This window comes from Actinomycetota bacterium, assembly GCA_013152275.1.
Taxonomy (GTDB): domain Bacteria; phylum Actinomycetota; class Acidimicrobiia; order Spongiisociales; family UBA4744; genus BMS3Bbin01.
The window spans coordinates 34,100-54,510 of record JAADGS010000073.1 but is presented as its reverse complement, the minus strand read 5'-3'; the positions used below and the strand labels follow the sequence as shown (position 1 = coordinate 54,510).

The 20,411-nt window shown below is 64.0% G+C and carries 22 protein-coding genes; 9 read left to right on the top strand and 13 right to left on the bottom strand.

Annotated elements, in window-relative coordinates:
• From GXP34_11945 to GXP34_11905, 9 genes are read right to left on the bottom strand one after another with little or no spacing between them, the layout of a single operon-like run.
• Positions 1-1,011 carry a phosphoribosylformylglycinamidine cyclo-ligase gene (locus tag GXP34_11945; GenBank protein ID NOY56684.1) on the bottom strand — a complete coding sequence of 337 codons (1,011 nt, stop codon included), beginning with the start codon at positions 1,009-1,011 and terminating at the stop codon, positions 1-3.
• Positions 1,008-2,411: an amidophosphoribosyltransferase gene (gene purF, locus GXP34_11940; GenBank protein ID NOY56683.1), complete on the bottom strand. Its 1,404-nt coding sequence runs from the start codon at positions 2,409-2,411 to the stop codon at positions 1,008-1,010. The genes GXP34_11945 and purF overlap by 4 nt, the downstream gene beginning before the upstream one ends.
• Complete coding sequence (gene purL / locus GXP34_11935) at positions 2,404-4,590, bottom strand: phosphoribosylformylglycinamidine synthase subunit PurL (protein NOY56682.1); 2,187 nt, start codon at positions 4,588-4,590, stop codon at positions 2,404-2,406. Before purL ends, purF begins: the two co-directional genes overlap by 8 nt.
• On the bottom strand, positions 4,583-5,260 hold the full coding sequence (gene purQ, locus GXP34_11930; protein ID NOY56681.1) for a phosphoribosylformylglycinamidine synthase subunit PurQ: 678 nt from the start codon (positions 5,258-5,260) through the stop codon (positions 4,583-4,585). The genes purL and purQ overlap by 8 nt, the downstream gene beginning before the upstream one ends.
• The gene (purS, locus tag GXP34_11925; GenBank protein ID NOY56680.1) at positions 5,257-5,499 is read right to left on the bottom strand and encodes a phosphoribosylformylglycinamidine synthase subunit PurS; all 243 of its coding nucleotides are present in this window, start codon (positions 5,497-5,499) and stop codon (positions 5,257-5,259) included. Before purS ends, purQ begins: the two co-directional genes overlap by 4 nt.
• The gene (locus tag GXP34_11920; GenBank protein ID NOY56679.1) at positions 5,496-6,365 is read right to left on the bottom strand and encodes a phosphoribosylaminoimidazolesuccinocarboxamide synthase; all 870 of its coding nucleotides are present in this window, start codon (positions 6,363-6,365) and stop codon (positions 5,496-5,498) included. The genes purS and GXP34_11920 overlap by 4 nt, the downstream gene beginning before the upstream one ends.
• 35 nt (positions 6,366-6,400) lie before the next feature.
• Positions 6,401-6,874, bottom strand: coding sequence for a 5-(carboxyamino)imidazole ribonucleotide mutase (purE, locus tag GXP34_11915; protein ID NOY56678.1), 474 nt, complete (start codon positions 6,872-6,874; stop codon positions 6,401-6,403).
• The gene (gene purD, locus GXP34_11910) at positions 6,871-8,121 is read right to left on the bottom strand and encodes a phosphoribosylamine--glycine ligase (protein ID NOY56677.1); all 1,251 of its coding nucleotides are present in this window, start codon (positions 8,119-8,121) and stop codon (positions 6,871-6,873) included. Before purD ends, purE begins: the two co-directional genes overlap by 4 nt.
• A 52-nt stretch (positions 8,122-8,173) precedes the next feature.
• Positions 8,174-8,602, bottom strand: a complete 429-nt coding sequence (locus GXP34_11905; protein NOY56676.1) for a molybdenum cofactor biosynthesis protein MoaE — start codon at positions 8,600-8,602, stop codon at positions 8,174-8,176.
• Between the two features lie 14 nt (positions 8,603-8,616).
• Between GXP34_11905 and GXP34_11900 the strand changes: the two genes are divergently transcribed.
• The 3 genes from GXP34_11900 to GXP34_11890 all read left to right on the top strand — a co-directional run bounded on the left by GXP34_11900 (position 8,617) and on the right by GXP34_11890 (position 11,421).
• On the top strand, positions 8,617-9,798 hold the full coding sequence (locus tag GXP34_11900) for a PDZ domain-containing protein (protein NOY56675.1): 1,182 nt from the start codon (positions 8,617-8,619) through the stop codon (positions 9,796-9,798).
• Positions 9,795-10,877 (top strand): zinc-dependent metalloprotease, encoded by a 1,083-nt coding sequence (locus GXP34_11895; protein NOY56674.1) that lies wholly within the window; start codon positions 9,795-9,797, stop codon positions 10,875-10,877. The genes GXP34_11900 and GXP34_11895 overlap by 4 nt, the downstream gene beginning before the upstream one ends.
• Before the next feature lie 85 nt (positions 10,878-10,962).
• Entirely contained in the window at positions 10,963-11,421 is a 459-nt protein-coding gene (locus tag GXP34_11890; GenBank protein ID NOY56673.1) for a redoxin domain-containing protein, read from the top strand.
• A 56-nt stretch (positions 11,422-11,477) separates the two neighbouring features.
• Here GXP34_11890 and tatA read toward each other — a convergent pair whose 3' ends face one another.
• From tatA to GXP34_11870, 4 genes are all read right to left on the bottom strand, one after another.
• A complete protein-coding gene (gene tatA / locus GXP34_11885; protein ID NOY56672.1) occupies positions 11,478-11,663 on the bottom strand; it encodes a twin-arginine translocase TatA/TatE family subunit in 186 nt (61 codons plus the stop codon).
• 28 nt (positions 11,664-11,691) lie between these two features.
• A complete protein-coding gene (locus GXP34_11880) occupies positions 11,692-12,378 on the bottom strand; it encodes an LLM class flavin-dependent oxidoreductase (protein NOY56671.1) in 687 nt (228 codons plus the stop codon).
• Positions 12,379-12,380: 2 nt separating this feature from the next.
• Positions 12,381-13,322, bottom strand: a complete 942-nt coding sequence (locus GXP34_11875; protein NOY56670.1) for a hypothetical protein — start codon at positions 13,320-13,322, stop codon at positions 12,381-12,383.
• Positions 13,323-13,387: 65 nt separating this feature from the next.
• Positions 13,388-13,663, bottom strand: coding sequence for a WhiB family transcriptional regulator (locus GXP34_11870; GenBank protein ID NOY56669.1), 276 nt, complete (start codon positions 13,661-13,663; stop codon positions 13,388-13,390).
• A 206-nt stretch (positions 13,664-13,869) separates the two neighbouring features.
• Between GXP34_11870 and GXP34_11865 the strand changes: the two genes are divergently transcribed.
• From GXP34_11865 to GXP34_11840, 6 genes are all read left to right on the top strand, one after another.
• Complete coding sequence (locus GXP34_11865) at positions 13,870-14,628, top strand: succinate dehydrogenase cytochrome b subunit (protein ID NOY56668.1); 759 nt, start codon at positions 13,870-13,872, stop codon at positions 14,626-14,628.
• Positions 14,615-16,567 (top strand): fumarate reductase/succinate dehydrogenase flavoprotein subunit, encoded by a 1,953-nt coding sequence (locus GXP34_11860; GenBank protein ID NOY56667.1) that lies wholly within the window; start codon positions 14,615-14,617, stop codon positions 16,565-16,567. The genes GXP34_11865 and GXP34_11860 overlap by 14 nt, the downstream gene beginning before the upstream one ends.
• Complete coding sequence (locus tag GXP34_11855) at positions 16,567-17,334, top strand: succinate dehydrogenase/fumarate reductase iron-sulfur subunit (GenBank protein ID NOY56666.1); 768 nt, start codon at positions 16,567-16,569, stop codon at positions 17,332-17,334. Before GXP34_11860 ends, GXP34_11855 begins: the two co-directional genes overlap by 1 nt.
• Positions 17,335-17,640: 306 nt before the next feature.
• Positions 17,641-18,162: a pilus assembly protein gene (locus GXP34_11850; protein ID NOY56665.1), complete on the top strand. Its 522-nt coding sequence runs from the start codon at positions 17,641-17,643 to the stop codon at positions 18,160-18,162.
• Positions 18,159-18,728 (top strand): pilus assembly protein, encoded by a 570-nt coding sequence (locus tag GXP34_11845; GenBank protein NOY56664.1) that lies wholly within the window; start codon positions 18,159-18,161, stop codon positions 18,726-18,728. Before GXP34_11850 ends, GXP34_11845 begins: the two co-directional genes overlap by 4 nt.
• On the top strand, positions 18,728-20,203 hold the full coding sequence (locus GXP34_11840) for a hypothetical protein (protein NOY56663.1): 1,476 nt from the start codon (positions 18,728-18,730) through the stop codon (positions 20,201-20,203). The genes GXP34_11845 and GXP34_11840 overlap by 1 nt, the downstream gene beginning before the upstream one ends.
• The last annotated feature ends 208 nt before the right edge of the window (positions 20,204-20,411 follow it).

Below are 20,411 nucleotides of genomic sequence, written 5' to 3'. Positions count from 1 at the left end.
CTACGCGAAGAGAATCTCCGAACCCGGCACGATCTCGCCGATCACCCACGCTTGATGATCGTGCTCGGCGAGCAGGTCGACCGTCCGCCGCCCATCGGCCGGATCGACGATCAGCACGAACCCGATGCCCATGTTGAACGTACAGAGCATCTCGGCCGGTTCCACTCGTCCGCGCCGCGCGATCAGATCGAAGATCGGAGGGACGACCCATGCCGTCGTGTCGATCGTCGCACCGAGCCCTTCGGGGAGTGCCCGGGGAACGTTGCCCGGGATGCCCCCACCGGTCACGTGAACGAACCCGTGTACGTCGACCTGGCCGGCAACGGCGAGCACGGCCGGCACGTAGAGCACCGACGGTTCCAGCAGCACGTCACCCACGGTCTGGTTCGTTCCGGGAACAGGCGACGCAAAGTCCTCCACGTCGAAGATCGAGCGCACCAGCGAGAACCCGTTCGATCGCACGTTGGGGCTTGCCACGCCGATGACCGCATCCCCGACGGCGACAGACGCCGGGTCGGGGATCGCCAACCGCTCGACCACGCCGATCGCGGCACCCGCCACATCGAACTGTGCAGGCTCCAGAACGCCGGGATGGATGGCCGTCTCACCGCCCAACAGGGCGCACCCGGCCTCGCGACAGGCTGCCGCGACCGAAGCGACGATCGCCTCGTCGCGCTCGGGATCGAGCGCACCGACGGCCAGATAATCGGTGAAACCGAGCGGAGCCGCTCCGAGCGCTGCGAGGTCGTCGACACACATCGCGACGAGATCCGTACCGATCCCCTCGAACCTCCCCAAGATTCGGGCGAGTTCGACCTTCGTGCCCACACCGTCGGTCGTCATCATGATGACCGGCTCGTCGTAGCCTGCAGGGATCGTCACTCCGGCGGCGAAGCTCCCGAACGTACCGACGACATTGGCACCCCATGTGGCGCGAACACACGCTGCGATCGTCTCGGCGAAACGATCGCCGGCCGCCACGTCCACACCGGCGTCGGTGTATGAGTTCATGCCTCCTCCCGAACGAACTTGTGGTTCCCGATCGCGGTCGGATAGTCGCCGGACAGACACGCCGTACAGAACGACTGGTTGGCGTTCGGCAGCGAATCGAGGAGACCGTCGAGGCTCAGGTATCCGAGCGAGTCGACCTCGAGAAAGTCCGCGATCTCTTCTTCGGATCGGTGCGCGGCAAGCAGGCTCGAACGATCGGACGTGTCCATCCCGTAGTAACAGGGCCAACGGTACGGGGGTGAGGAAACCCGCAAATGCACCTCGGTCGCCCCGGCACCGCGTACCAACTCCACGAGTTTGCGCGTCGTGGAACCGCGAACGATCGAGTCGTCGACGAGAATCACCCGGCGGCCGTCCAGCGTCTCACGAATCGGGTTGAGTTTCATCCGGATCCCCCGGTCGCGCACGATCTGCTCCGGCTCGATGAACGTGCGCCCCACATACCGGTTCTTCACGAGCCCGTCCCGGTAGGGGATCCCGGACGCCGCGGCAAACCCCTGCGCAGCCGGGATGCCGGATTCGGGAATCGGCACCACGACATCGGCCTCCACAGGGCTTTCTTCTGCCAGTCGGATCCCCATCGCCACCCGTGCACCGTGTATGTTCTGACCGGCGACGACGCTGTCCGGACGGGCAAAATAGACGTACTCGAATACGCACAGGCACGAATCGGCGGGCTCCATGGGGAATCGTGACTCGACTCCGGCGTCGGTGAGCACGATGACCTCCCCCGGTTCGATGTCACGCACGAAGTCGGCACCGACGATGTCGAGTGCAGCGGTCTCGGATGCGACGACGTGGCCGCCGGTCGGCAACCGGCCGAGCGAGAGCGGGCGGAATCCGTGGGGGTCGCGCGCCGCGGCGACGGTGGACTCATCCATCACCACGAGCGTGTAGGCGCCCTCGAACTCCGGCATCGCTTCGGCGATCGCATCGGCGAGCGACAGTCCCGGGTCCTGGAGGATCTTCTGCGCGATCGTTTCTGTCATCAGCTCCGAGTCGGTCGACCCCGGTGCAGACCCCAGCCGGGCGGCGAGCTCGACCGTGTTGATGAGATTGCCGTTGTGTCCGAGCGCGATGCTGCGGTCACTGAGCCCCCGGAACGAAGGTTGTGCGTTGTCCCAGGTGCTCGAACCGGTCGTCGAATACCGCGTGTGCCCGATACCGATCGAACCTTGCAGTCCGGCGAGTTTGCTCTCGTCGAATACCGTCGCGACCAGCCCCATGTTCTTGTACGCCGTCAGCTGTTCCCCGTTGCCGACCGCTATGCCGGCGCTTTCCTGCCCGCGATGCTGCAGTGCAAACAGCCCGAAGTAGATGAGGCCGGCGACGTTGGACCCCGGTGCGAAGGCTCCGAAGACCCCGCAGGCCTCTCCGGGGCGATCGAATGGGCTACCCATGGGCCGCCCCCGTCATCCTTGCAGCGATGGCGCCCGCCCAGGCGTCCCTCAACCGATCGAGAGGCACGCGCGATCCGTCGTCGAACTCCAGGTGATCCGAGACCGAGGTGATTCCCCACATCTCGAAACGACATCCGACATCTTCGGCGATGCGCACGACGTCCTGGACCCGCCGCTCCGGTACGAGGCACACGAAACGATGCGGGTCCTCGCCAAACGCCTCGGCGTACGACGGCGCGCCTATCGCGGCCCCGCTTCCGGCGGGAATGAGCAGCTCTACGAGCGCGACGAGGGCGCCACCGCGCGCCACGTCATGCAGGAGCGCCCCGTCGACCGTATGGGCAATCCGGATCGCCGTCTCGATCGACCGCCGGCCGACCTCCGCGTCGGACGGGATCGGACGGCCGCCATGTGTGCCGAGGACGATCTTTTGAAAAGCCGTCCCGGCGACATTCTCGCTCTGAGGCGGACCACACACGAAGATCGACATTCCGGGCTCGACGCCTCTCGCACGCACCCGAGGCATCGGATCGGCAAGCCCGAGCATGCCGACGATCGGCGTAGGAAAGATGTCCACTCCGTCGGTCTCGTTGTAGAACGACACATTGCCACCGACGATCGGCGTGTCCAGCGCCTCACACGCCTCCGAAAGACCGGCAAGCGTCTCGGTGAACTGCCACATCACCGCCGGGTTCTCAGGGTTGCCGAAGTTGAGGTTGTCGACGATCGCCATCGGTCGGGCACCAAGCACCGCGACGTTGAGCGCCCCCTCCCAGACGAGTCGAGCGGCGCCTCGCCTCGGGTCGAGATGACAGGTCAGACCGTTGCCGTCGGTGGAGACGGCGAGACCTTTCGAGGTCCCGCGGACGCGAATGAGCGAACCGTCGAGTCCGGGCCCGACGACCGTGTTGAGAAAGAGCATGTGATCGAACTGCTCATAGATCCACGACGGGTCTCCGAGAGAGGGATGACCCATCATTGCGACGAGGCACGCTTCCAGCGGGATGCCGGACACCTGATCTTCGTGTGCCCACAGATCGCTCATCCAGTCCGGTCTCGCAACCGGACGATCGAGCATCGGCGCATCATCGGAGAGACTCGAAGCAGGAATGTCGACAACGGTGCGCCCGTGATGCAGGACCCGCAATCGGTCGCCCGGCCGCACCGACCCGACGACGGCGGCCTCGATCTCCCACCGTTGGGCGACGGCAAGTACCTCATCGACGTTGTCCGGCGACACGAAGGCCATCATGCGTTCCTGCGATTCGGACATGAGCAGCTCGGAGGCGGTCATCCCGAGTTCGCGAAGATGGACGGCGTCGAGATCGAGATCCATACCCACCTGCGCCCTGGCGGCAGGCTCGCTCGCAGCACAGCTGAGTCCTGCAGCACCAAGATCCTGTACACCGACGACGAGATCACGCTCATACAGTTCGAGGCAGGCCTCGATGAGCTTCTTCTCTTCGTAGGGGTCACCGACCTGTACGGCGGGCCGTTTCGCGGCCGCCTGCTCGTCGAAACCGGTGGAGGCGAGCACGGACGCTCCCCCGATCCCGTCACGACCGGTCGCCGCTCCAAGGAGAACCGCGATCGACCCTGGGGGACCTGCGGTCCCAAGCACGAGCTGCTCCTTGCGCAGGATGCCAAGACACATCACATTGACCAGCGGGTTTCCCCGGTAACTGTCGTCGAACTCGACTTCCCCGCCCAGTGTGGGCACACCGACGGCGTTCCCGTACCCGGCGATGCCTGCAACCACACCACCGAGCAGATAGCGAGTGTGTGGATCGTCCAACTCGCCGAACCGGATCTGGTTCCACAGCCCCACGGGCCGGGCGCCCATCGTGAAGATATCGCGCAGGATCCCCCCCACACCGGTGGCGGCACCTTGATACGGCTCGACAAATGACGGATGGTTGTGGCTTTCGATCCGCAACGCCGCCAGCCAACCGTCGCCGATGTCGACCACTCCCGCGTTCTCACCGGGTCCAACCACCACCCAGGGCGCCTCGGTGGGCAGGTCCTTCAGATGGAGCCGCGAGGACTTGTACGAGCAATGCTCGGACCACATCACCGAGTACATGGCGAGTTCGGGATCGTTCGGCGGCCGCCCGAGGATCTCGGTGACCCGGTCGAACTCCTCGTCGGTCATGCCAAGGCGCCGATGCAGGTCAGTCATGGGCCGCCTCCGCAAGGCTCAGGAATGATTCGAAGAGCACTCGGCCGTCCGTGGAGGTCATGAAGTCTTCGAAGGCCCGCTCGGGGTGCGGCATGAGTCCGGCGACGTTGCCCGCGGCATTGGTGACTCCTGCGATGGAATCGAACGAACCGTTGGGATTGGAAGCCTCGCCTATCGTCCCGTCCGGACCGCAGTAGCGCAGGATGGTTCTGGGCGCCTCTTCCGCACGAACGTAGTTCCCTTCATAGGAGTTCAGCGGTATGCGCAGCACCTGCCCGGGCTTGGCGGCTCTGGTGAGCACCGAGTCTGTCGCCTCGACCCGCACGTGAACGGGACGGCAGATGAACCGTAGGTCCCGGTTGGCGATCAGCGCCCCGGGAAGCAGTCCCGCCTCGCAGAGCACCTGGAAACCGTTGCAGATCCCGAGGACGGGCACACCGGAGTCGGCGGCATCTGCCACGGCGTCCATCACCGGCGAGAACCGTGCAATCGCACCGGCGCGCAGATAGTCGCCGTGGGCGAAGCCGCCGGGCAGCACGACACCGTCCAAACCATCCAGAGTCGTCTCTCGGTGCCACACGAACTCGGTCTGCGCGCCGAGGAGCCCGAACGCGTGGGCGACATCGTGCTCACAATTCGTACCGGGGAATACGACGATGCCGACGTTCAAGCCACGATCTCGATGTCGAAGTCTTCCATGACCGGGTTGACGAGGAGCCGATCGCACATTTCGCGTGCTTGCGAGATGACCTCGTCTCGATCCAGGCCCTGCAGGTCCAGTTCGATCGTCCGGTTGACACGAACGGCTTGCACATCGGCGAATCCGAGATCGCCGAGGGCGCGGCGGATGGTGCTGCCCTCGGGATCGGCGATGTTCTCACGCCTCCGGATCGTCACGATGGCCTTCATCGCAGATACCCGTCGAACGAGGTCCCGGTGAGCCGCTCGAACGCCTCGACGTAACGGGCCCGGGTTGCAGCCTTGACGTCATCCGGCATCACTGGGGCGGGTGGAGTGTGGTCCCAGCCCGTCGAGTCGAGCCAATCGCGCACGTACTGTTTGTCGTACGAAGGCATCACGGCTCCGATCTCATACTGGTCGGCCGGCCAGTAGCGGGATGAGTCTGGGGTCAAGACTTCATCGATGAGCAGCAGCTCGTCACCGACGAAACCGAACTCGAACTTGGTATCCGCGAGCAGCACGCCTTTCTCGGCCGCCGCGGACGCGGCACGCCGGTACAGGTCGATGGCCACATCGCGAAGGCGTTCGTAGACATCGTCGCCGACCAGTGTTCGTGCACCCGCGACGGTGAGGTTCTCGTCGTGCCCGCTCTCGGCCTTCGTCGCGGGCGTGAACAGCGGCTCCGGGAGTTGCTGGGCCATCTGCAGCCCGGCGGGAAGATGCTCGGTGGTCGGCCCTCCCCCTGCCCGGTACTCGCGCCATGAGCTCCCGTACAGGTAACCGCGCACGACGCACTCCATCGGGATCACGTCGGCGCGGCGCACGATCATTGCCCTGCCGGTGAGTTCCGCCACTTCATCATCGGAGAGACCGATCCCACCGAGGTCCGTGGTCAAGAAGTGGTTGGGCGTTTCGAGGAAGTCGAACCAGTACAGGGACAGACCCGTGAGTACCCGTCCCTTGTCGGGAATCATGTCGGGAAGCACGACGTCGTACGCGGAGATGCGGTCGGTGGCGACGAAGAGCAATCGCTCCTCGTCGACTTCATAGATCTCGCGAACCTTGCCCGAGGCCACGTGTTTGAGCGCCAGCACGGGGCGATTGTAGAAGAACGAATCCGTGACCGCTGCTATTGGATGTGAATCTCCTTGAAGGACTCTGAAGCCAGGGTTTCACGGTACGACACGAGACGTTCCGCGAGGGCGGAATCGTCGAGCGCAAGGATCGAAATCGCGAGGAGCGCGGCGTTCGCCGCCCCGTCGATGCCCACCGTGGCCACCGGCACTCCGGTCGGCATCTGCACGGTCGCCAACAATGCGTCAAGCCCGTCGAGAGAGGCGCTCAGCGGGACACCGACGACCGGGAGCGTCGTTCGCGCGGCCACCACCCCGGCGAGATGCGCGGCCTTGCCGGCCCCGGCGATGATCACCCCGATGCCGCCGGCTCGTGCCTGGCCGGCGTGCGCCAGCACCCGATCGAGGCTCTTGTGCGCGGACATCACCAGCAGGTCATACGGCACACCGAAGCGCTCGAGGACTTCGGCGGCCTTCTCCATCACCGGCAGATCCTTCTCGGACCCCATGAGCACGGAAACACTTCTCATCCAGCAATGTCCTTTCGATACCGGCAACCGTCGAAACCGATCGTCGCGACCCGATCGTACGCTCGGGCACGGGCCGACGCCACGTCCGCTCCAAGTCCGATCACGCTCAGCACCCGGCCTCCGGCAGTGACGAGCCTGCCGTCGTCCTCACGCGTACCGGCGTGAAAGACGAGGGTGTCGTCCTGTTCGGAATCGAGACCGGTGATCTGATCTCCGCCAACGGGAGCCTCCGGATACCCGGCGGCCGCCAGAACGACGTTCACGGCAGCCAGGTCATTCCAGCGCGGTGCAACGTTGCCGGCGGTGCCGTCGATGCACGAGCCGATGAGCTCGAGCAGGTCGCCGTCGAGGGTCGGCAGGATGGCCTGGGTCTCCGGATCTCCCAACCGGCAGTTGAATTCGAGCACCTTCGGTCCCTCGGGAGTCAAGACGATCCCCGCATAGATGAATCCGACATACTCGATGCCGTCCTCCGACAGAGTCCCGAGAACCGGTTTGATGATGCTCTCGACGATGCTCTGCACCCAGGCGTCGTCGAATCCTTCGACAGGAGTGAAGGAGCCCATTCCTCCTGTGTTCGGGCCGGCGTCGCCTTCTCGGAGGCGCTTGTAGTCGCGGGCGGGACGCAACCCGATCACGTCGGTACCGTCGGTGAGCCCGAACACGCTGATCTCGTCGCCCGGCAGGTACTCCTCGATCACGACGGTCGAGCCGGCATCACCGAACCGTCCATCGAAACACGCCCGGACCCAGTGCCGGGCCTCGGCGATATCTTCGGTCACCAGGACACCCTTGCCGGCCGCCAGACCATCGGCCTTTACGACGAACGGACCGTCGATCCGCTCGAGATGCGCCAACGCTCCCCGGTCCTCGGAGAAGGTCTCGGAAGATCCCGTCGGCACGCCCGCCCTGGCCATGATCTCCTTCGCGAACGACTTCGAAGTCTCCAGCCGGGCGGCGGCACGATCCGGACCGAACACCGCGACGCCGGCTGCTCTGAGAGCGTCGGCGACCCCTGCGGCCAGCGGTGCTTCCGGCCCGACGACGACGAGGTCGACCTTCGCCGATCGGGCAAACGCCGTCACCGCCGCCGGATCGGAAGGGTCGACGCCGGTCTTCACCTCCCCGAGTCGAGCGAGACCAGGGTTTCCGGGAAGTGAGATCAGCCGCCGCAGACGAGGACTCCGGGACAGCTTCCATCCGATGGCGTGTTCACGGCCGCCTTTGCCGAGGAGGAGCACATTCATCGGGACAAGAGCATACCGGCTCGCTGCTCGGCCGCCTGCCTGCCACCGGCGCTCAGGATCCGCGCGCCCACTCGGCCCCGCCGTCCCAGAACTCCTTCTTCCAGATCGGAGCCCGGACCTTCAGCTCGTCGATGATGTATCGGGCAGCCTCGAAGGCCTGATCCCGATGAGCCGAAGAAACGGCGACCGCCACCGACGCCTCCATGAGATCGACGGCACCTGTGCGGTGGTCGACCGCGACTCCGAGCACATCCCAGCGGTCCCCGGCCTCCCCGACGATCGTCGCGATCGCATCCTCGACCCGTTCGGCGTACGCTTCGTATTCGAGATGCGTGACGCCCGTCTTCCCCTCGGAGTGGTCCCGAACGGTGCCGACGAACAGGACCGAGGCTCCCGCCGCGGGCGAGGACACAAAGGCCATCAGTTCGCCGTAATCGATCGGGTCGGGCAGGACCCGCACTCGTACGCGTACTCCGGTCATACAATCAGACTCCTATGAGTGATCGTACCGTCCCCCGAGACGAAGATCCGAGGGTTGCTCCACCACGGCCTCCCCTGCCGCCGGAGCAGCCGGTCCGGACTCTTGTCGCGCGCCGGCGCGGTGTCCTTCCGGCGGCGATCATCGGCGGCATCCTCGGAGCGACCATCGCCATGGCCGCCCTCTTCGCGATCGGCGTCCTTCCCCCTCAGGAAACGTTCATGACATCGACAGCGACGACACTCCCCTCGATCGCGCCGGCTCAGGCATCCTCACCTTCGACCGCGGTGGCGACCATCGCCGCCAGGGCGATTCCTTCGATCGTCACGGTCCAGATCGGAGAGGGCAACGGCCGCACCGACCCGGCCTCCGCAAGCGGCTCAGGGGTCGTGTACACGGCCAACGGATTCATCCTCACCAACAACCACGTGGTGGAAGACGCCGGTTTCGTGAGGACCGTGCTCTCCGACGGCCGCATCTACCAGGCCACCGTCGTCGGTACGGACCCGGTGACCGACTTGGCGGTGATCTCGATCGATGCGCCCGATCTCACACCGCTCCAGCTGGCGAACCCGTCCAGCTATCGCATCGGTGATCTCGCAGTCGCCATCGGCAACCCGCTCGGTCTCTACGGAGGACCATCGGTGACTTCCGGCATCATCTCCGCCTTCAATCGCGAGTTGGAGGTCACCGCGAACGAGAGACTCTTCGGCCTCCTCCAGACCGACGCTCCCATCACCCGCGGGTCCAGCGGCGGCGCCCTTCTCGACGCAACCGGTAGGCTCATCGGCATCACGACCGCCATCGGCCTCAGTGACGTGGGCGCAGAGGGTCTCGGCTTCGCGGTACCGGTCAGCATCGTCCAGGGGGTAGCGAACGATCTCATCCGTGACGGCGTCGTGCACCATGCGTTCATCGGCGTGCAGGTGGAACCGGCATTCGAGGACATTGGAGGCGCCCAGGTCCCGGAAGGCGCCCGTATCGTCTCGTTCGAAGGAAGCACGGGCATCCAGGACACGGAGACCAAAGTCGGAGACATCATCACCGCCATCGACGGCACCAGCGTCATCGGTGTCAACGACCTCATCGCCCTGCTCCGCACACACAGGGCCGGCCAGACGATCACGCTTTCACTGCTGCACAACGGGAATCCGATCGAAGTCGACGCCGTGCTCGGCGAGCGGCCGGACCAGCCATGAACGAAGACCTCTTCTCGCAACTGTTCGACCTGTTCAACCAACCGGGTCCGGTGAACTGGAAGCTGGCGGCCGAGCTCACCGGCCACCTCGCAGGCGGCAGGGAACCGATCGAGCCGCGAATAGCCGAGGAATACCAGCATCTGAGCCGTCTCGCCCAACTGCAGATCACCGGAGAGACCCCCCTGGATCCGGGAGCGTTCTCCGACGCGATCCCAACGGACCGGCGCGGTTGGGCAGATTCGCATCTGATGAGTTTTCGGTATCTGGTCGAACCGATCGCACCCAAGTTCGCAGAGGGGGCCATGCCCGGTCCTCTCGCCATGCTCGGTCCGGCACTGCTGGGTCTGCAGATGGGCATCATGGTCGGTTTTGTCAGCCAACGGACGCTCGGCCATTTCGATCTCGGTCTCCCAAGCGTGGAGGCCATGGATATCTCGTTCATCGTTCCGAACATTGAGGCGTTTGCCACCGAGAACGGCCTCGACCGCCGACAGGTGCGACTCTGGGTCGCCCTACGCGAGATCATGCACACCGCGCTCTTCTCGAAATCGTGGGTCCGGCCTCACTTCCTCGAACTGGTCGAGCGGTATCTCGACGGCCTCGAACTCGACCCCGAGGCACTCGCAGGGCGCCTCCAGGGATTCCAGGACCCCGAGCAGTTCGAGCAGCTCGTCGGCGAGTCCGGCGGGTTTTCCGGTCTGCTCACCACCCCGGAACAGCAACCCGACCTCGAGGCGCTCCAGGCGTTCGTGGCGATCATCGACGGTTACGCCGAATACTTGATGAACGGGGCGGCGGCCAGGCTGCTGCCCGACCTGGCCCGGATGCGGGAAGCGCTGAACCGCCGCCGATCCGAGCCCGCCCAGGGCGAGGAAGTCCTCACGACGCTGCTTGGTCTCGAGGTGCGGCCGAACCAGGAGATCGGTACGGCAAGTTTCTGTGACGAAGTCGCTCGCCGCTGGGGCGAGGACGCACTGACAACGCTTTGGGAGCAGCCGGCAAATCTGCCGACTCTGGCCGAACTCACCGATCCGGTCGGATGGGCTGCTCGAGTTCTGCTCCCCACCGAAGACCTCTGAACCCAGGGCTCGCAGGGGTCGTGACGACCCCCCTGAGCCCAGGGTTCACTGGAACGGGGTAGCGTTCGCGAAAAAGGAGGTCACCGTGTCGGCAACCATCGGCCAACCCGCGCCATCATTCGCCCTCGAGGATCAGGACAACAACGAGGTCACCTTGGAGTCACTGCGGGGCCGCAAGACCCTCATCGTGTTCATCCCTTTCCCCTTCACAGGGAACTGCGAAGCCGAGCTGTGTGCCATCCGGGACCATCTTGTCGACTTCAACGAGGTCGACGCCAACGTCGTGGCCATCACCTGCGACACCCGCCATGTCCATAAACACTGGGCGGACGAGCAGGGCTACACGTTCCCCATCCTCTCGGATTTCTGGCCACACGGTGCCGTGGCGAACGCATATGGATGCTTCGACGAGAATCTCGGGTGTGCCACTCGCACCACCTACGTTCTCGATGCCGATGGGATCGTTCGAGAGATCGTTGCCTCCGCCGGCCTTGGCATCACTCGGGACATCGCCGACTACGACACCGCCCTGGAGCACCTGTAAACGACGAAGGAGCGGACGGCCCAAACCATCCACTCCTTCAAGACCTCCTCAGAGGTCTAGGAATCTTCGCCGGAGTTGTCCTCGGGCTTATCCGACGCACCCTCGTCGAGACCCCGGCGGAACTCCTTGGCGGAGGCACCGAGCGAACGAGCGAGATCCGGTAGTTTGCGGGCTCCAAAGAGGAGCAATAGGACAACGAGGATGATGATCAACTCAGGCCCGCCGACTCTTCCTCCGAACATGTTTCACCTTCCGTATCAGAAGCTGATCCTACTTCATCTCGGCGACGACCTTACCGGCGGCTCGCCAAGACTCCCGATCCAGTCGGAGAACGACCTCGTCGACGCCCCGTAGCCGCCGAGCAAGCTCGCCCGACGTCAACGCGACCATGGTGGCGGTGATCCCCTCGCCTCGGCCATCGATCAATACGGCTCGTCGCAGCAGCGCGGGGTCCCTTCCGGCGTCACGACACGCCTGGTCGACCGTTTCGACCAGCGCCTCGTACTCCCCGGCGCACGTCGCCAACCACCCGTCGACGCCGGCCGCCAGGCCAAGTGCCCGTGTCCAGATCGGCATCCGTTCTCGTATCGGAGCCGGCAGCACCGGGGCATCCACGACCCGGAAGTGAGCACCGTCGTAGTTGACTCGATCGCCACCGAGCATGACTCGCATGAGCGCAGCGTCACCGGCGGTCTCGACCAGGACCCGGCTCCTTCCCCCGTTGAGCGCATCGAGAGACGCGACGGACTTGGCGGTGACAGGCGTCGGGGCGTCAAGAGCGACGACCAGTTCCGTTCCGGTGGTCGCCTTCGAAGCGGCTGACGCCAGCACGATCGGATCCCAGTCGGTCTCGTCGAGCCCGAACCACAGACTTGCGAAACCGGCTCTCTCGAGCGTGGCCATCTCCTCCGGGAACGCAGGATCCGGAGCGCCGGAGACCGCGACGCCGAAGCGCACGGTCACTCCAGAGAGAACGAGTCGATGAACTTCTGGAGGCGTTCCCGAGTCACGAACCGCACCCTCGGTTCTCTCTGCTCCAGGTTGTAGATGCTGAAGGGGGCAAACTTGGCGCTGACGAGCAGGCCCCTGTCGGCGCCGGCATTCAGAAACTCGACCATGAACGAGCGGATCGTCCCTTCGTCGAGTTCCGGATAGTCGCCAGGCCGGTAGACGTCCTCGCGCACGTACGTCGTCGTCCCCGCCTTCGTCGCCGTGTACACGGCGGGATCCTTACCGGGAGAGATCGAGTATCCGAACAGGCGCAGTATGCCCCGAACCATCTCGGCGGCAGTCATCGAACCCGGGTCGATGCCTTGGGCGCGAAGTCCGATGTCGAGGGCCTTCGGGATCCGCAACTCCTCACCGATCGGCCTGAGAGTGTTGCTCGCCGTGACCGCCACGAGCTCCGGAGGTGCGGTGGCCGGCTCCTCCTCGAACTGTTGATCGAGCGCGTCGAAACCGATGCTCGTCAGACGCAGGTGCGGCACGACCGGCAACGGAGGGAGCAACCCCGGCTCGGCGAGCGGCAGCTCCCCGACTCTGCGCGGCTCTCCTTCGCGTCCCGCGAAAACGACGACCTTGGTGACATCGTCGATGGGCAACGAATGCTGCTTCTCGTGCACGACCTCCAAGGCTTCGGAGAGGAGGAGTTCGACCAGGACCGGGTCGGTGTCACCAGGAGGCAGGGGAACATCGAACGTGACTCGAGCCTCTTCCCCACGTACATGAAACGCCGTAACCCGGGGACGGGGCCGGTCGAGATCGAGCTCGGGTGCCAGAGCACCATCGACCTTGAGCTGTTCCTTGAGCGCCTTCGTCCGGCGACTCAGCATCGTGCCCACGATCGCGAGAAAGACCGCCACCACCAGAAGAACCACACCGATGAACCCGAGTCCTTCCACCGTTTCTCCTCACCTCTGGATGGCATTCATGCTACCGCTGCCGGCTACCGAGCGAACCGCTCCGTTCAGGAGACTCTGCGTATCTTCGCCGCGCGTTCCTTGCGGATGCGCCGTCGCTCGCGTTCGGAGAGGCCACCCCAGATACCGAACTTCTCGCCCTGCTGGATCGCGAACTCGAGACATTCGAGACGAACCTCACAGGCACCGCAGATGGATTTGGCCTTTCGGGTCGATGCTCCCCGTTCCGGGAAGAACAGGTTCGCGTCGCCCCCCCTGCAGTTCGAGTAATCCTGCCAGGACAGATCTTCGACGGCGAGCGCCTCGATGAGACTCCTGTACAAGACCGCCCTCCAAGCGCCAAACGTGTAATTACATACATGTAATCAAACCCCGCGCGCGCTGTCAACCCCGAATCCACAAACAGCATGAAATACCGGAATCTCCAATGGTTTCGACGCGTCGGCAAAAAGCCTTCGAATCGAGGAGCGAGACCCTGCGGTGCTAGCCTCGCCGCGACCACTATCCCACTGTGCTGAGGAGGTTCGGAGTGACGACCACCCAACAAGGCACGGGCAAGAGGACGCCCAAACGGTACCGGACGTTCTTTGGCGAGTTCTACGGCTCGGATGTCGGGAAGAAGTGGGTCATGGCGGTAACGGGCATCCTCTTCCTGACGTATGTCCTCGCCCACATGATCGGGAATCTGAAGATCTTCCTCGGCGTAAATGCCGAAGGTGTCTACCACCTCGACGAGTACGCCGAGTGGCTGCGTTCGATCCTTCAGCCGTTCCTCCCCCACACCGTCTTCCTCTGGCTGTTCCGCATCGTGATCGCAGCGGCGCTCGTGCTCCATCTCCATGCGGCCTACTCGCTGACCGTCACAAACTGGAAAGCAAGGGGGTGGGCCACCAAACCCGTCCGTTACCGGACTCCGAGGGAGTATCTGGTCGCGAACTACGCGTCCAGGACGATGCGCTGGTCTGGCGTGATCATCCTGGCGTTCATCGCCTGGCACTTGATGGACCTGACCTGGGGCAACGTAAACCCCGACTTTGTGCGCGGCGCGGTGTACGACAACGTTGTGGCCAGCCTCTCCCGCTGGCCGGTGGCAACGTTCTACATCATCGCCAACATCCTGTTGGGCTTTCACATCTACCACGGCGCATGGAGCCTCTTTCAGAGTCTTGGGTGGAACAACACACGGTTCAACCCATGGCGACGATGGTTTGCCACGGCCTTCGCCCTGGTGATCGTGATCGGCAACGTCAGCATCCCGCTCGCGGTGCTGACCCATGTGGTCGGGTGAGCGGAGGGACATCATGATCAAACTCGATGCAAAGATCCCTGAGGGGCCGATCGGGGAGAAGTGGACGAACTATCGCTTCCACACGAAGCTCGTCAACCCGGCCAACAAGCGCAAGTACAAGATCATCATCGTGGGTGCCGGCTTGGCGGGTTCTTCGGCGGCGGCGACACTCGGCGAACTGGGCTACGACGTCGAGGTCTTCACGTACCACGACACGCCGCGACGAGCCCACAGCATCGCCGCCCAGGGCGGTATCAACGCCACCAAGAACTACACGAACGACGGCGACTCGGTGTTCCGGCTGTTCTACGACACGGTCAAGGGTGGCGATTACCGTTCCCGCGAGGCCAACGTGCATCGCCTGGCCGAAGTGGCCGACAAGATCATCGACCAGTGCACCGCTCAGGGGATCCCGTTTGCCCGTGAGTACGGTGGCACCCTGGCGAACCGGTCGTTCGGCGGGGCGCTCGTGTCACGAACGTTCTATGCGCGGGGCCAGACCGGCCAGCAGTTGCTGCTCGGCTCCTACCAGGCGATGGCCAATCAGATCCGCGCCGGCAAGGTCACGCTGCACACCCGAATGGAGATGCTCGATCTGGTCGTCCACGACGGCAAGGCGGTCGGCATCATCACTCGAAACCTGCTCACCGGCGAGATCGAGGGCCACTCCGCACATGCGGTCGTGCTCGCCACCGGCGGGTACGGCAACGTGTACTACCTGTCGACCAACGCCATGGCGAGCAATGCGACGGCCATCTGGCGGGCACATCGGCGAGGGGCGGCGTTCGCCAACCCATGTTTCGTACAGATCCATCCGACGTGTATCCCGCAGAGCGAGGAGTTCCAGTCGAAGCTGACACTCATGTCGGAGTCGCTGCGCAACGACGGGCGGATCTGGGTACCGAAGGACCCGAACGAGACTCGTCCTCCCAACGAGATTCCCGAAGAGGACCGGGACTACTACCTGGAGCGGCGGTATCCGTCGTTCGGCAACCTGGTACCCCGTGACGTCGCCTCTCGCAACGCGAAGAAGATGATCGATGAGGGACGGGGAGTCGGCCCGCGCAAGAACGGCGTCTACCTGGATCTCACCGACGCCATCAAGCGGCTGGGCAGGGAGACGATCGAGGAACGCTACGGCAATCTGTTCGAGATGTACGAACGCATCACGGACGAGAACCCGTACGAAGTGCCGATGCGAATCTATCCCGCGACGCACTACACGATGGGCGGCCTCTGGGTCGACTACGAATTGATGAGCACCATCCCGGGGCTGTTCGTGATCGGGGAAGCGAACTTCTCCGACCACGGCGCCAACCGTCTCGGAGCGAGTGCGCTGATGCAGGGCCTGGCCGACGGCTATTTCGTGCTCCCCTACACGATCGGCAACTATCTGGCCCCGTTGTTGGGAACCGAACCGATGGATGTCGCCGGCGAAGCCTTCACCAAGGTCGAGCGAGAAGTTCGTGATCATCTCGATCGTCTGCTCTCGGTCGACGGCTCACGGACCGCCACCTGGTTCAATAAGGAGCTCGGCAAGATCCTCGTCTCACACGTCGGCATGGAACGCAGCGAAGCCGGCCTCACCGAGGCCCTGGAGATGATCCGGAAACTTCGCGAGGAGTTCCATTCCGACCTGAAGGTGCTCGGCACGAACGAGAGCTTCAACCAGGCGCTGGCCAACGCCGGTCGAGTCTGGGACTTCTTCGAGCTGGCGGAGCTGATGGCACTCGACGCACTTGACAGGCGAGAGTCGTGCGGCGGTCATTTCCGCGTCGAGAGCCAGACCGAAGAGGGCGAAGCACTCCGCAACGACGAAGAGTACTCGTATGTCGCCGCCTGGGAGTTCAAGGGTATCGGCCACGAGATCGAGGAGGTTCTCCACAAGGAGCCGCTCGAGTTCGAGTACGTGGCACTCTCGCAAAGGAGCTACAAGTAATGGACGTCACACTCAAAGTCTGGCGCCAGGACGGGCCCGAAGCTCCCGGCAGATTCGAAACGATCCCCGTGCAAGACGTCAGCGAGCACATGTCGTTCTTGGAGATGCTCGACGTCGTCAACGAACGACTGACCACCAAGGGTGAAGAGCCGGTGGCCTTCGACAGCGACTGCCGCGAAGGCATCTGCGGGATGTGCGGCATAGTGATCAACGGCCATCCCCACGGACCGCAGGATGGAACGGCAACCTGTCAGCTCCACATGCGCAAGTTCAACGATGGTGACACCATCGTCGTCGAACCGTGGCGAGCGAAAGCGTTCCCGATCGTCAAGGATCTCGTGGTGGACCGCAGCCCGCTCGACCGCATCATCGAGGCCGGCGGATACATCACCATCCGAGCGGGCAGCGCCCCGGATGCAAACCTGATTCTGGTGCCGAAGCCTGCATCGGACGCAGCCATGGATGCCGCGGCCTGCATCGGATGTGGTGCCTGTGTGGCCGCGTGTCCGAACGGTGCGGCACAGCTGTTCACCGCTGCCAAGGTGTCGCATCTGAACCTGCTGCCGCAGGGCCAGCCGGAGCGCTGGACCAGGGTCGAGGCGATGGTCGACGAGATGGAGCTGTACTTCGGCTCCTGCACAAACCACGGCGAGTGTGAGGCGGCATGCCCGAAGAGCGTCTCGATCGACTTCATCGCGTTGATGAACCTGGATTACGTCAAGGCGAAGCTCAAGAACCGCAAACGGATAGGCCAGACGGTCCAATAGCCGCCGTCGAACCGGAGAGGGGCCCCGATCGGGGCCCCTCTCGTCTTTCGAACCCGTCGGTGCCGGCGATGGAAACACGGACGGGCCTGGCGTCGCCGGCGCTGCAAACGGACACAACTGCGCTTCTCACGGTCATCGCTCTTCCACCGGATCCCCCGAGATATCGCGCGCCTCGAGACATTGATCGCCAACTCCGATACCCTTCGCATGACCCCTTGCGGTCAACCGCCTATTGCAGTACTGTCACCACATAGAGTAGTGGTTTCCATCGGGGGGAATGTGCATGATCCGCACCCTGCCAACCGAATGAAGGACGACCACGGTGCAACCCTCATCGAGTTCGCCATCGTCTCGGTACTTCTCATTACCGTCCTGTACGGCATTATGGAATTCGGCCTGGCTTTCAAGGACTGGCTCTCGATCAGTCACGCGAGCAGGGAGGGTGCTCGGATCGGGGCCGTGGCAGGCAACGATTCGGCAGCAGATATCGCCATCCTACGATCGGTCGAACGCGCCCTCACCGCCTCGATGATGGGCGATATCGTCGACGTCACGATCGACGACCCCGATCACATGTCGGAGACGACCACCTACCGGTGGGACGGCACCACACCCTGCCGCTGGACCCCGTGTCCCGATCCGGACGACCTCTCCTATGTCCCACCCAACTGGCTTCCCTCCGGGAGAAAGATCGACACACCGACAGAGCGGATCGAGGTCACCGTCCGATTCCAGCACCACTGGCTCACGACGATGTATAACGATGGTATCTCCAACTGGACCAAGGCGGTCATCATGCGCATCGAGCCTCAGGTTTTTGGATCATGACCCGAAAACGGATCGGTTCCGAGCGTGGCGTCAGCCTGATCGAGACCGCCCTCGTACTGCCCATGTTGCTGATCCTCGCGCTCGGTGTCGCCGAGTTCGGATTCGCGTTCATCGACTGGCTGTCCATCTCCAACGCGGCGCGCACCGGAGCGCGTATCGGCTCGGCAGCCGGAACCACCGCCACGGCAGACACGATCGTCCTCAACGCGGTGGAACAGGCCGTGGCAGATATACATTCGTCTACGATCCAGGCGGTCTGGATCTACAAAGCCGACAGCAATGGAGATCCCGCCGACGCCACTCTGGGATGCGCCGTCGGCAGTGAAGGACTGTGTTCCACCAGCAATGTGTATATCCCCAAGGCCGGCGGGGGCTGGATGTGCATGGCGGTCAACGGCTGTCCCTGGACGCCCGCGCTCCGTGACAATCGCCTGCCGGGCCTGGATGAACTCGGTGTGCGAATCATCTTCGACCACACCTGGTTGACGAACTTCATGCCGCTTCCGGGCGGCCCGTGGTCCGACGACAGCGTGTTCCAGCTCGAGCCTGCACAGGGAGTGCCCTGATGAAGCAGCCGCAGACCGAACGCGGAGCCGTTCTCCCGCTGGTGGGCATCATGCTCGTCGTTCTGCTCGGGCTGTCGGCCTTCGCCACCGACCTCGGTTGGTTCTACCTCAACGCAAGCCGGGCTCAGCGCGCGGCAGACGCGGCTGCACTGGCCGGCGTAATCTACATGCCCGAGAAGTTCGCGACCGACGCCTCCAATACCGCACGGCAGGTCGCCACCGCCAACGGCTTCACAGACGGCGTCGGCGCCGCCGTCGTCACACCGGCCAGAGTCCAAGATGTCTCTGGCGCGAACGCGCCCTACGAACTGAGAGTCACGGTCTCGGTGACCGTCCCGACGTTCTTTCTCAAGGTGTTCGGCAAGGCCTCCCAGAAGATCACGCGATCGGCAATCGCCGAGTTCGTTCCCCCGCTGCCGATGGGAAGTCCCGGCTCGACCTTCGGGAACGATCCTCAGAGCGGCACCTGGGTCGGCTTCTGGGCCAACATCCACGGCAAGTACACGGACACGCGCATGGGTGACGCCTACTCGTCATGGTGTCCCGACGGAGCCGGCAGCGGCGCGAATTGCAGCACATCCCCCAATCCGTCGTGGCGGGACCGCGGGTACCTCTACGGCGTGGACGTGGCTGCCGGAACGTCGTCGTTCACCGTCAACACCCTCGACCTGGCCCTGCACACCCCCGGCGGCGATCATGAGCGCACCGGAGACCACAACGTTTGCGGCGGATGCGGCGGAGCGGGCCATACCGTCATCGCGACGCTCTACTACCCGGATCCCACACCGCTGGATATCTCCGACAACACACCGGTCCCCGGATGCAGCGTGACCAAGCCCCCCGAGCCGGAGCTCGCCGCCGGTGCCCCCTATGTTTGGGAATCGCTCTGTACGGTCGCCAATCCTGCACCGGGCATCTATCCGCTGGAGATCCGGGTCGACACACCGAGGCAGCAGGACGATACGGGCCTCAACCGCTACTCGCTCAACGTGACCGGTGTCGGAGCGACGCCGCGCCTCTACGGGATCCGTGACATCTCGATCTTCAACAACATCTCGGCGACGAGCGCCGACTTCTACCTCGCCGAAGTGGCTTCTTCGTACCGGGGAAAGACGTTCGTCGTCGAGCTCTACGACCCGGGCGACGCGCAGAACAATGTCAGCAACATCATCTCCTTCCTCGGTCCCGACGGAAGCCCGTGGTCCGGCGGGTGTCGCGTAAGCATGCGAAACGAGGTGACCGACAGTTGGTCGGCGCTCACCACCCACCCCTCGGGGACCTCATGCACGATCGACGCAACCAGACCGGCCCACGACTACAACGGCAAGTGGCTCAAAGCAGAGTTCGATCTCCCCGCCACCTATCCGGGCGGCTGGTGGAAAGTGCACTACGCGTATAACGGAACGACCCAGGACACGACGACGTGGCGTGCCTACATCATCGGCAGTCCCCTTCACCTCGTTCTGGGGAAATAGGGTACAGACGAACCCCTTGCCCGAGACCACGGACAGTGATATTCTGAACGCCTGACGTGGTTGTCATGTATGGGACCGGAAGGCCCGGAAAGCGCCCTCGCGAGCAGAAAAGGGATGAGGTCGTGATCAGCCTGCAGATCTCCCTCGACTCTTCTATTCCTTGGCATCACACTGCGTACGCGTCGCTGTCCGGTGGAAGGCGGCGATA

Excerpts from the sequence above, each read along its gene's own strand:
- GXP34_11855 (NOY56666.1), top strand. The coding sequence starts at position 16,567 with ATGGACGTCACACTCAAAGTCTGGCGCCAGGACGGGCCCGAAGCTCCC.
- tatA (NOY56672.1), bottom strand. The coding sequence starts at position 11,663 with ATGTTCGGAGGAAGAGTCGGCGGGCCTGAGTTGATCATCATCCTCGTT.
- GXP34_11900 (NOY56675.1), top strand. The coding sequence starts at position 8,617 with ATGAGTGATCGTACCGTCCCCCGAGACGAAGATCCGAGGGTTGCTCCA.
- purS (NOY56680.1), bottom strand. The coding sequence starts at position 5,499 with ATGAAGGCCATCGTGACGATCCGGAGGCGTGAGAACATCGCCGATCCC.
- purD (NOY56677.1), bottom strand. The coding sequence starts at position 8,121 with ATGAATGTGCTCCTCCTCGGCAAAGGCGGCCGTGAACACGCCATCGGA.
- GXP34_11845 (NOY56664.1), top strand. The coding sequence starts at position 18,159 with ATGACCCGAAAACGGATCGGTTCCGAGCGTGGCGTCAGCCTGATCGAG.
- purE (NOY56678.1), bottom strand. The coding sequence starts at position 6,874 with ATGAGAAGTGTTTCCGTGCTCATGGGGTCCGAGAAGGATCTGCCGGTG.
- GXP34_11840 (NOY56663.1), top strand. The coding sequence starts at position 18,728 with ATGAAGCAGCCGCAGACCGAACGCGGAGCCGTTCTCCCGCTGGTGGGC.
- GXP34_11895 (NOY56674.1), top strand. The coding sequence starts at position 9,795 with ATGAACGAAGACCTCTTCTCGCAACTGTTCGACCTGTTCAACCAACCG.
- GXP34_11945 (NOY56684.1), bottom strand. The coding sequence starts at position 1,011 with ATGAACTCATACACCGACGCCGGTGTGGACGTGGCGGCCGGCGATCGT.
- GXP34_11905 (NOY56676.1), bottom strand. The coding sequence starts at position 8,602 with ATGACCGGAGTACGCGTACGAGTGCGGGTCCTGCCCGACCCGATCGAT.
- GXP34_11860 (NOY56667.1), top strand. The coding sequence starts at position 14,615 with ATGTGGTCGGGTGAGCGGAGGGACATCATGATCAAACTCGATGCAAAG.
- GXP34_11850 (NOY56665.1), top strand. The coding sequence starts at position 17,641 with ATGAAGGACGACCACGGTGCAACCCTCATCGAGTTCGCCATCGTCTCG.
- purF (NOY56683.1), bottom strand. The coding sequence starts at position 2,411 with ATGGGTAGCCCATTCGATCGCCCCGGAGAGGCCTGCGGGGTCTTCGGA.
- purL (NOY56682.1), bottom strand. The coding sequence starts at position 4,590 with ATGACTGACCTGCATCGGCGCCTTGGCATGACCGACGAGGAGTTCGAC.